Here is an 8,144-nt window from a genome sequence, read left to right on the forward strand (position 1 = left end):
GTCCGCGACGATGCCGGTGCCCAGCGTTACGCCGTCCACCTGCGCCGCAATGCCGAAGCCGCCGCCGCCGTCCTGCCGCGCCATTTCCCGCAGCGGCGCGCCGCGCAGGCCCCGGCCGGGGGCCAGCAGCGATACGGCCTCCAATATATTGGTCTTGCCCGCGCCATTGTCCCCCGTCAGCACCACAAAAGGGTGCGCAGGGACGATCAGCGCATCTTCATGATTGCGAAAGTCGCTGACGGTCAGGCGGCTGAGCATCGCCGGGCTGTAGCGGGCTTTGGCGGCGATGGGCAGGGAAATCAAAAGGCCCGCCACGGCAAATAATGCCATGACGGGCCAGTCTTTCCTCCCCAGGAAAGCTCGGTGTGGCGGACCCGGCGTTTAGCCGAGGCGGCCCAGGCGATGATAAAGATTACTGAACTTCGCCGACTCCGGCTTGTCCTGTATCTTCTTGATGTAGTCTGCAATCGCTTCCTTCATCAGCCCAAAATCTTCGGTCGAGAAGACGGCGCGGGAACGTGTAGGTTCGGTCATGGTCTTGCTCCTTCTGTCCCAAGCATGTGGCCGAGGCGGCGGAACAAGGCGAGAAATTTTGTAAAGATTTGATGTGTATCTGTCGCGATGAAATGCAAATCGGTTGTAAATTTGTAAAAATTCATACAAGTTGGACGCGGTATATCGGGGTGCTCTTTCGGGGGCGGCAGGATTTAATGGGCGGCAGGGTAAATCATGGCGGCGCATAGCAAGCTTTTCGCGGGGCACGCCATCCGCCGGCTGCGCCGTTCCGCCGGGTTGACGCAGGTGGCGTTGGCTGACGCGCTCGATATTTCGCCCAGCTATTTGAACCTGATCGAGCGTAACCAGCGATCGATCTCCGCCGCGCTGATGCTGCGCCTGGCCGAACGGTTCGACTTCGATCCGCGCCGGTTGGGAAGCGAGGAGCCGGGCGGCGGCATGGACGGCCTGCGCCGCCGTCTGGCCGATCCGATGTTTGCGGACCTTGGCATCGACCGGGCGGAAATGGAGGAATGGCTGGCCGCTGCGCCGGGCGGGGCGGAGGCTTTCGCGCGCGCGTTCGACCGGATGGGGCAGGGCGGCGGCGCGCAGGCGCCGGATACCGGATCGATCACCCTGGTTCGCCGGGAAATAGAGCGGTGGCGCAACCATTTCGCCGATCTGGACGCGCAGGCGGAAACGGCGGCCGACGAACTGCGCCTGACCGCCGGAGACCTGTATGGCGCGCTGTCCGAGCGGCTGCGCGTGCGGCACCAGCTTACGATCCGAATCCTGCCGGCCGACACCTTGCCGGACCAGATTCGCCGGCTGGACCTGCATGCCCGCCAGTTGCAGTTGTCGGAGATGCTGGACGGCGCGTCCCGGCTGTTCCACGCCGCCTATCTGCTCGGCGACCTGGAGGCGCGGGACCAGATCGACGCGCTGGTGGCGGGGGCGGGCTTTGCCGACCGAACGGCGGACCGGCTGTTCCGCCGTCACCTGACCGCCTATTTCGCCGCCGCCGTGATGATGCCCTATGCGCGTTTCCTGCGGGCCTGTGAGGGCAGCGGTTATGACCTGCTGCTGTTGCAGCGGCGGTTCGGCGCGAGCTTTGAACAGATCGCCCACCGGCTGACCACCCTGCAGCGTGTCGGCGCGCGGGGGCTGCCCTTCTTCATGCTGCGCATCGACCGGGCGGGGCAGGTGTCGAAACGCTATGCCGGGGCCAGCGCAGCGCCGCTGGTCGAGGCGGATGGGCGGTGCCCGCTCTGGGATATTCACGCCGCCTTCGATTCGCCCGGCCGGATCGTCCCGCATCTGATCGCGCTTGAAGATGGCGAGCGCTGGTTCACCCTGTCCCGCACCGTCGAAGGGCAGGGCGCGGGACTGGGCCAGGAACGGTCGATATTTTCTGTGGCGCTGGGGTTGCAGGCCGGTTTCGCAGCGCCGATGCTGCATGCGCGCGGGCTGGACCTGGAGGGCGGCGCGGCGCAGCCGGTCGGCCTTGGCTGCCCAGCGTGCACGCGCCCGGACTGCACCCAGCGCAGCGCGCCGCCGCGCGGCCGGACGCTGCAGTTCAGCGAGCGGGAGCGGGGCCTGTCCCCCTTCGCCTTTGCCGCGGATTGAGGCGGGCCGCTGGAACGATCATGGCGGCCGGGTTGTTATCTCCCTTAAGGAAGGGAGATTTCTCATGGCCTACAGGTCGGTCAACGACAGCGAGGGCTGCAACTCTCCACTGCCCCTTAATGCGCAATCCCGGCTGCGCGGAAATGGCGTCATCATGGCGATCGTGGCGATTGCGCTGATATTGGCCATAGGCTTTTTCTATGTCGCTTCGGAACGGCGGGATGAAGCCCGGACGGACGCCGCCATCAGCGCCGCAGAAGCGGTGGACCAGGCCGCGCGGAATGTCGGCGACGTGACGAAGAAGGCGGCGGAAAAGCTCCAGTCCGGGGAGTGAGGGCTAGGCTGCATTGGTATCGCCAACTCCGGTTGCCCTGAGCTTGTCGAAGGGGTGCACTCCTCCTCAAGAACAGGGCAGGGCTTCGACAAACTCAGCCCGAATGGAAGTTGGTTGGCGGATGTTGGGTGGTTCGGTCTGGAGAGTGTCCGCTCGTTGAAAAGATGGTGGCGTGCTCCTGCGCAGGCAGGAGCCCATTCCTGCCGTCTGAACTGGGCTCCTGCCTGCGCAGGAGCACACTTTATCCAGGCTAGAGATGTTCCAGTTCTATGCCAGCGATGGTCCAGATCCAGGCCGGAGACGGTCTAGTTAGCCGGTCATTCAGGAAATATTGGTGATTTTGCGCGACACTCTTGTCAGTGTCGGGAATATTGACATGCGTGTGTAAACTTTCCCGCTCTCCGGTGCCGGAACAATGCAGGAAGCGATGAACGCATGGTCAGACTGTTCAAACATTATGTTCCCCATGCGGTATTGCTGCTCGGCCTGCTCGATTTCTTGTTGCTTCTCGCCGCCGCCGAAGCCGGATGGGTGCTGCGCGCGCAACAGATCGGCATGGCGGTCCACGGCATTCAGGAACGCTATGCGCCGCTGCTGAGCTTCGGCATTTCGCTGCAGGTCGCGATGATCGCGGTAGGCGTCTATGGCGTGGAATCGCTGCAGTCGATCCGCTTTGCCGTGGCGCGGCTGATCGTCGCGATCTCGCTTGGCGTGATCTTCCTGTCCGTTCTCTATTTCCTGATCCCCGGCATGACGCTGTGGCGGTCCAACTCGCTTTACGCGATGATCTTCGCCTTCCTGTTCCTTGTCACCCTGCGCATCGTGCTTGGCTCCATGCTGGGCGGGGAGGCGTTCAAGCGCCGCCTGATCGTGCTGGGCGCTGGGCATCGCGCCGACCGCATCCGGCAGCTTGAACAGCGGCGCGGCGCGGGCTTCCTGGTCGTCGGCTATATCGGCATGAATGACGGCGAGCAGGTGGTCGCGGAGGCGATCAACCGCACCGCCATCTACAACCTGGCGGATTTCGTCGTGAAGCTGGGCGCGAGCGAGGTGGTGCTGGCGCTGGAGGAGCGGCGCAACGCGCTGCCGATGCAGGACCTGATCCGCATCAAGACGACCGGCGTGCATGTGAACGACCTGTCCACCTTCCTTGAGCGCGAGACGGGCCGGGTGGACCTGGACACCGTCAACCCGAGCTGGCTGATCTTTTCCGACGGCTTTTCGGCGGGGCGGCGCATTTCCAGCTTCGCCAAGCGGATGTTCGACATTCTGGCCAGCGCGATCCTGCTGATCCTGACCGGGCCGATCATCGCGATCGCTGCGCTGTGGGTGAAGCTCGACAGCAAGGGGCCGGCTTTCTACCGGCAGTTGCGCATCGGTCTCTACGGGCAGGAGTTCCAGATCATCAAGCTGCGCACGATGCGGCAGGATGCGGAGGTGCATGGACAGGCGATCTGGGCGGAGGTCGACGATCCCCGCATCACCCGCCTTGGCCGCTGGCTGCGCAAGCTGCGCATCGATGAGCTGCCGCAGAGCTGGACGGTGCTGAAAGGCGAGATGAGCTTCGTCGGCCCGCGGCCGGAGCGCCGCCAGTTCGTCGAGGATCTGGAACAGCATCTGCGCTATTATGCCGAACGCCATATGGTGAAGCCGGGCATCACCGGCTGGGCGCAGATCAACTATCCCTATGGCGCGTCCATCGAGGATGCCCGGCACAAGCTGGAATATGATCTCTATTACGCCAAGAATTACACGCCGTTCCTGGACCTGCTGATCCTGCTGCAGACGCTGCGCGTCATTCTGTGGCCGGAGGGGGCGCGCTGAGGCGGCCATGAGCAGCATGCTGCAATTTCTGGGAGACTGGGGACATGCCCTGGCGGCGGCGCTTTTCGCGGCGCTGGCGGTATGGGTGTCGCGCGGGCAGGGCAGCGGCGCGGAACGCCGCCTGCTGGTGACGGCGCTGGGCATGACCGCCTTCTGGGCGCTGTACGCGGCGTTCAGCGGCATGCGCGGCGCATTCCTGGGCATTTCCGAATGCCTGCGCAACGCCGCATGGCTGCTGTTCATCTTTGCGCTGCTGCACCGGGGCGAGGGGCGGCAGACGGCGCATCCGCGCGCCGTGACGGTAATCTATGGCGTGCTCGGCATATTGCTGGCCCTGCAGATCGGCATTGCGCTCTATGCGATGGAGATCGGCCGGGACACGGACTTTTTCGTGACCGCGCTGGATACGGTGAAGGTGCTGCGGATGATGGTGGCGGCGGGCGCGTTGCTGCTCGTCCATCATCTTTTCACCATTTCGGCGCCGGAGGGGCGCGCGCGCATCGGGCTGCTGATGGCGGCGCTGGTGGCGATGTGGACCTATGACCTCAACCTCTATGCGCTGAGCTATCTGTCCGGCGGTGATGTCGATGAACTGTTCGCCCTGCGCGGCATCGTCATGGCGTTCGTCGCGCCGGTGATGGCGCTGAGCGCGCGGGCGGCGGGTGGCGGGCGTTTGCGTTTGTCCCGCACGGTGGCCTTCCGCTCGCTCTCGCTGGTGGCGGTCGGCGTCTATATAATCGTCGTCGCGGTCATCATGATGGGCATCGACTGGATCGCCGGACCCTATGCCCGGATCATAGAAATCGGCGCGATCTTCTTCCTCGCCGTGGCCGTGCTTGGCCTGGTTCCGGCGCGGGGATTGCGCGCGCTGATCAAGGTGCAGGTCGCCAAGCATTTCTTCCAGCACCGCTATGATTATCGCGCGGAGTGGATGCGCTTCACCGATACGATGGGCAGGCCCGGCGAGGACGCCGCGCCCTTCGACCAGCGCGTCATCAAGGCGGTGGCCGACATCACCGAATCCCAGGCAGCCTTGCTGATGCTGCCCAGCGAGAGCGGCGGCCTGGTCCTGCAGGCGTCGTGGAACTGGAGCGATTCGGGCGTTCCGGTGCCCGCCATTTCGGCGAGCGATGCCGCAGCGATCGAGAGCACCGGCTGGATCGTCGATCTGGACAGCGTGCGCGCGGGCAAGAGCGACTATGCGATGCCCGAATGGATGCTGGCCGACCGCAATGCCTGGGCGCTGGTGCCGCTGATCCATTTCGACCGGCTGGCCGGGGCGATCCTGCTGGCGCGTCCGCTGGTCGATCGCAAGCTGGACTGGGAGGATTTCGACATGCTGCGCGCCGCGGGGCGGCAGGTCGCAAGCTATATCCGCGAGGCGCAGGGGCAACAGGCGCTGGACGATGCGCAGCGGTTCGACGAGTTCAACCGCCGCTTCGCCTTCATCATGCATGACATCAAGAATCTGGTGAGCCAGCTTTCCCTGCTTGCCCGCAATGCCGAGCGCCATGCCGACAATCCGGAGTTCCGCGCCGACATGGTGCTGACGCTGCGCGAGTCCGTGGGCCGGATGAACGAGATGCTGGCCCGCCTGTCGCAGCATAACAGGATGACGCAGGAGGAGCCGCGCGCCATGCCGGTCAGTCCGATTGCGGAGCGGGTAGTGCGGACCAAGGGCAAGGCGCATCCGGTCGAGATCAGCGGGGAGGGCGTCGACGCCTTCGCCGATCCCGTCCGCGTCGAGCAGATATTGGGGCATCTGGTGCAGAACGCCATCGACGCCAGCGGTTCGGGCGCGCCGGTCATCGTGCGGCTGGGCCGGAACCGGGATTGCGCGACGATCGATGTCGTCGACCGGGGATGCGGCATGACCGCGGAGTTTATCCGCCGCGACCTGTTCAAGCCCTTCTCCTCCAGCAAGGCGGGCGGGTTCGGCATCGGCGCATTCGAGGCGCGCGAACTGGCCCGCGCCATGAACGGCCGGATAGAGGTGCTGAGCCGTCCGGGCGAAGGAAGCTGTTTCACGCTGTTCCTGCCGCTGGCGGCGCAGAATGGCGGCCATCATCATCGTGAAAGGGCGGCCTGATGGCTGATATGCGACCCAAATTGCTGATCGTCGAGGACGATGCCGGCCTGCAGCGCCAGTTGCGCTGGGCGTATGAGGATTATCAGCTTTTCATCGCGGGAGACCGTGAGGAAGCGATGGAGATCATGCGCGCCGAGGCGCCCGATGTCGTGACGTTGGACCTTGGTCTGCCGCCCGATCCCGACGGCACGACCGAAGGTTTCGCGACGCTGGCGGAAATATTGCAGGTAAAGCCCGATACCAAGGTCATCGTCGCGTCAGGGCATGGCGCGCGGGAAAGCGCGCTGAATGCGATTTCCGGCGGGGCGTATGATTTCTACCAGAAGCCGGTCGATATCGACGAACTGGGCCTGATCGTCGGCCGCGCCTTCCATGTGCATGCGCTGGAGCAGGAGAATGCCCGTCTGGCGGATCGGCCGGGCGAGGATAATCGCGCCCTTGGCCGCCTGATCACGGCAGCGCCGGAAATGCTGAAGGTCACGCGGACGCTGGAGCGGGTTGCGACGGCGGATGTCTCCGTCATGCTGCTGGGCGCCAGCGGGACCGGCAAGGAACTGCTGGCGCAGGGGCTGCATGACGCCAGCCATCGCCGCGAGGGGGCCTTCGTGGCCATCAACTGCGCCGCCATTCCCGAAACGCTGCTGGAATCCGAACTGTTCGGGCATGAGAAAGGCGCGTTCACCGGCGCGATCAAGACGACGCCGGGGAAGATCGAGCAGGCCGAGGGCGGCACGCTGTTCCTGGACGAGATTGGCGATATTCCCCTGCCGCTGCAGGTGAAGCTGCTGCGGTTCCTGCAGGAGCGGGTGATCGAACGGGTTGGCGGGCGTCAGGCGATTCCGGTCAATACCCGCATCGTGTGCGCCACCCACCGCAATCTGTACGCGATGATCGCGGCCGAGACATTCCGCGAGGACCTCTATTACCGGCTTGCCGAAATCGTCGTGCATATCCCGGCGCTGAAGGACCGGCCGGGCGATTCCGTGCTGCTGGCCCGCCATTTCCTCACGCGCTTTGCCGGGGAGATCAACCCGGCGGTCAAGGGGTTGTCCCCCGATGCGCTGGCCGCTCTCGACGCCTGGCCCTGGCCCGGCAATGTGCGCGAGCTGGAAAATCGCATGAAGCGGGCGGTCATCATGGCCGACGGCAAGATGGTGACGGCCGCCGACCTCGATCTGGACGGAGAGGGCAGCGAGGGCGCGGAGGTCATCAACCTGAAGGCTGCGCGCGAGATCGCCGACCGCAAGTCCATCCGCCGCGCCATCGCCCGCAGCCAGGGCAATATCTCCAGCGCGGCCAAGATGCTCGGCATCAGCCGCCCGACGCTCTACGACCTGCTCAAGCAATATGAGATGCAGGATTGATGCGCCGTCACTGGATTTTCCTGGGCGCGGCGCTGGTCGCTGTTCCGGCGCTGGGCGTGCCGTTGATGATGCTGCGCGCCGGGACGCACGATCCGCAGGCCAGCATGGCGAAGGGGCTGGACGCGCTTCAGAAGGGTGATCCGCGCACCGCCCGTGTCGAGTTGATGAACGCCATCAAGGCGCGGCCGGACTGGGCCGATGCGCGCATCGCGCAGGCGCGCGTGCTGATCGATCTGGGCGATGGCGTCGGCGCGGAGGCTGAGCTGCGGCGAGCGCGGGCGCTTGGCTCCGCACCCGGCAAGACCCGGCACCTGATGGCGAACGCCTATCTGCTGCAGGGGGAGGCGGACGAGGCGATTGCCGAGGCGCAGGCCCCGGATGCCATGCCCGCGCAGCGCGGCTATGCGCTGCG

7 protein-coding genes and 1 pseudogene are annotated in these 8,144 nt (G+C 65.2%); 6 read left to right on the forward strand and 2 right to left on the reverse strand.

The genetic code is table 11. The features are described from left to right. Positions 1 to 258 (reverse strand): AAA family ATPase (locus BHQ40_RS23160; protein ID WP_171905942.1); only part of this gene is annotated, 258 nt, incomplete at its 3' end. A 123-nt stretch (positions 259 to 381) separates the two neighbouring features. Next, the gene (locus BHQ40_RS26380; RefSeq protein WP_171905941.1) at positions 382 to 534 is read right to left on the reverse strand and encodes a hypothetical protein; all 153 of its coding nucleotides are present in this window, start codon (positions 532 to 534) and stop codon (positions 382 to 384) included. A gap of 195 nt (positions 535 to 729) precedes the next feature. On the opposite strand from BHQ40_RS26380, the gene BHQ40_RS23165 reads away from it, so the two are divergent. From BHQ40_RS23165 to BHQ40_RS23190, 6 genes and pseudogenes are all read left to right on the forward strand, one after another. Next, positions 730 to 2,121: a helix-turn-helix domain-containing protein gene (locus BHQ40_RS23165; RefSeq protein ID WP_070158103.1), complete on the forward strand. Its 1,392-nt coding sequence runs from the start codon at positions 730 to 732 to the stop codon at positions 2,119 to 2,121. Between the two features lie 64 nt (positions 2,122 to 2,185). After that, entirely contained in the window at positions 2,186 to 2,455 is a 270-nt protein-coding gene (locus tag BHQ40_RS23170; RefSeq protein WP_070158104.1) for a hypothetical protein, read from the forward strand. A 435-nt stretch (positions 2,456 to 2,890) separates the two neighbouring features. Continuing rightward, on the forward strand, positions 2,891 to 4,279 hold the full coding sequence (locus BHQ40_RS23175; protein WP_070158105.1) for a TIGR03013 family XrtA/PEP-CTERM system glycosyltransferase: 1,389 nt from the start codon (positions 2,891 to 2,893) through the stop codon (positions 4,277 to 4,279). 7 nt (positions 4,280 to 4,286) lie between these two features. Then, positions 4,287 to 6,368, forward strand: coding sequence for an XrtA/PEP-CTERM system histidine kinase PrsK (prsK, locus tag BHQ40_RS23180; protein WP_070158106.1), 2,082 nt, complete (start codon positions 4,287 to 4,289; stop codon positions 6,366 to 6,368). Continuing rightward, complete coding sequence (gene prsR / locus BHQ40_RS23185; RefSeq protein ID WP_070158107.1) at positions 6,368 to 7,732, forward strand: PEP-CTERM-box response regulator transcription factor; 1,365 nt, start codon at positions 6,368 to 6,370, stop codon at positions 7,730 to 7,732. The genes prsK and prsR overlap by 1 nt, the downstream gene beginning before the upstream one ends. Next, positions 7,732 to 8,144 (forward strand): annotated as a pseudogene (locus BHQ40_RS23190) (tetratricopeptide repeat protein); the annotation flags it as partial. The gene prsR and the pseudogene BHQ40_RS23190, both read left to right, overlap by 1 nt.

This window comes from Sphingobium phenoxybenzoativorans (assembly GCF_001757355.1).
In the GTDB taxonomy this organism is placed as follows: Bacteria; Pseudomonadota; Alphaproteobacteria; order Sphingomonadales; family Sphingomonadaceae; genus Sphingobium; species Sphingobium phenoxybenzoativorans.

Bases quoted from the DNA above. Each gene is read 5' to 3' on its own strand.
- BHQ40_RS23170 (WP_070158104.1), top strand. From the start codon at position 2,186: ATGGCCTACAGGTCGGTCAACGACAGCGAGGGCTGCAACTCTCCACTG.
- BHQ40_RS26380 (WP_171905941.1), bottom strand. From the start codon at position 534: ATGACCGAACCTACACGTTCCCGCGCCGTCTTCTCGACCGAAGATTTT.
- prsK (WP_070158106.1), top strand. From the start codon at position 4,287: ATGAGCAGCATGCTGCAATTTCTGGGAGACTGGGGACATGCCCTGGCG.
- prsR (WP_070158107.1), top strand. From the start codon at position 6,368: ATGGCTGATATGCGACCCAAATTGCTGATCGTCGAGGACGATGCCGGC.
- BHQ40_RS23165 (WP_070158103.1), top strand. From the start codon at position 730: ATGGCGGCGCATAGCAAGCTTTTCGCGGGGCACGCCATCCGCCGGCTG.
- BHQ40_RS23175 (WP_070158105.1), top strand. From the start codon at position 2,891: ATGGTCAGACTGTTCAAACATTATGTTCCCCATGCGGTATTGCTGCTC.